Genomic DNA, 1,837 nt, shown 5'->3' with positions numbered 1-1,837 from the left:
AGACCTTTTGCAAAATCAGATAGCAATAAAGTACTGAAAATAAACGACTTAAATACATTGAAATAATTACAAATTAAAGCCAAATTGCTGACGCAATGCTGGAGCACAATTGATATTGGTATGGTAATGCCTTTGCAGATCGGTTACAATTTGCCCCATGGTGGCTTTTTTAAATACCAATTCCCCCGTTTTCCAAGATAAATAGTTCAGGTCATAGTTCAAAGATTTCGACAGCGAGGCGTTTTGCGCATTAAAATTACCCGCCTCACCTTTCACCAGTTCTACCCGTTGGGTACCATCTTTAGTGACTACTTCCACCTTGCCTGAGTTTACCGTTACCTTGGTATGTGTCGCATCTTTCTGATAAATATTGAATGAGGTTCCCAACACCTTTACATTTACTCCGTTGGTTTGCACAGTAAAAGGGCGTTTTTCATCCCTTTTTACTTCAAAGAAACCTTCACCTTCCAAGCGAACCATTCGACGATTGTCATCAAATTTTTCTGGAAAGTAAATCCTGGCGTTTTTGTTCAGCCACACTTTAGTACCATCTTCTAGCACCCATGCCTTTTTGTTGAGACTTTGAGCACTTTCTGACTGGGTATAAGCCACTGGGGTTGGTTGAGGACGTAGACTGCCAAAGTAGATCAGACCAAGCGCTACCCCTAGGACTACCACTGCCACAGCTATGCGGGTCATCCACAAACGGCGGGTCTTACTTTGCGCTTTGTCTTTTGCTTCTTTTTTATCCAACGCCTTCGCCTTCACCTTTTGCCAATCCTGGGCTACTTCAGCATCATTGAGCGATACCAAAGGAGGTTCTTTGTCGTACCATTCTTTGAGGCGGACAAAATAGGTTTGGTTTTTCTCGTTACTATTGAGCCATTCTTTTACCTGCTGCGTTTCGGCAGCACTGGTTTTTTGCATCAAGTACTTTATCAGAAACTCAATATCCATATTTTTTTCTTGCTAGATTTGACCTTACGACAATAGGGTAATACAACACCCTAGTTTTTTTTGTCGGTAGTCAGTAGTCCGTAGTCGGGAGTTGGGAGTTAGTAGTCGGTAGTTTTTCTTATAATTGAGAAATCGCTTCACGCTAACTCCCGACTACTGACTCTCGACTAATCGCTTTGCGTTAACTCCCGACTCCCAACTCCCAACTAATCGCTTTGCGCTAACTCCCAACTCCCGACTCCCGACTCCCAACTACTGACTCCCAACTCCCGACTAAAAAACTCCCGACTAACCAATTAAAATGACAAAAGCATCAATATAACGGGCAAGTACCAATGTTTTTCGAGGAAAGCACGAATGGTTTTGAGGGCAGACGAAATGTGAAACTCTACCGTTTTGACCGAAATGCCCAATTGTTCACTTATTTCTTTGTAGTTGAGCGACTCGTCACGGCTAAGACGAAAAACAACTTGGGTTTTTTTAGAAAGGCTTGCAATGGCAAGGTCTAGTATGTGGGCAAGGTCGGCAGACTCTACCCCTTGAATGTTTAGATCTTGAATAGCGGTATAGTTTTCGTGCAGCTCGCCTTGTCTCTCCATGTGACGCATTTGGGCTTTGAGGTAGTTAAGCGAACGGTTGCGTACAGCAGTATAAAGGTAAGCTTCTGCCGATGTTTTTATTTGCAATGAATCCCCTTTTTCTAACAAGTGAACAAAGGTTGCTTGCACTACTTCTCGCGCAGCTTCTACATCTTTTAAAAACTTGTTGCTGTGGTTGACCAGTGGTACATACAATTTCTTAAATTGTAGAAATTAAAAAGGGCATAAAAAATTGAATTTCAATTAATTATACCCATAATTCATTGCAAAAGGTTATTATT

2 protein-coding genes are annotated in these 1,837 nt (G+C 41.8%); both read right to left on the bottom strand.

Annotated elements, in window-relative coordinates; translation table 11 throughout:
- Window positions 1-66: 66 nt before the first annotated feature.
- Entirely contained in the window at window positions 67-957 is an 891-nt protein-coding gene (locus Q0954_RS33815) for a FecR family protein (protein ID WP_299466471.1), read from the bottom strand.
- 296 nt (window positions 958-1,253) lie between these two features.
- Window positions 1,254-1,751 carry an RNA polymerase sigma-70 factor gene (locus Q0954_RS33810; RefSeq protein ID WP_299466468.1) on the bottom strand — a complete coding sequence of 166 codons (498 nt, stop codon included), beginning with the start codon at window positions 1,749-1,751 and terminating at the stop codon, window positions 1,254-1,256.
- Window positions 1,752-1,837 lie beyond the last annotated feature (86 nt).

The organism is uncultured Microscilla sp. (assembly GCF_947493425.1).
Lineage (GTDB): Bacteria > Bacteroidota > Bacteroidia > Cytophagales > Microscillaceae > Microscilla.
The sequence above is the reverse complement of the archived record's forward strand: the minus strand, read 5'-3'. Positions and strand labels throughout refer to the sequence as shown.

Bases quoted from the DNA above. Each gene is read 5' to 3' on its own strand.
- Q0954_RS33815 (WP_299466471.1), bottom strand. From the start codon at position 957: ATGGATATTGAGTTTCTGATAAAGTACTTGATGCAAAAAACCAGTGCT.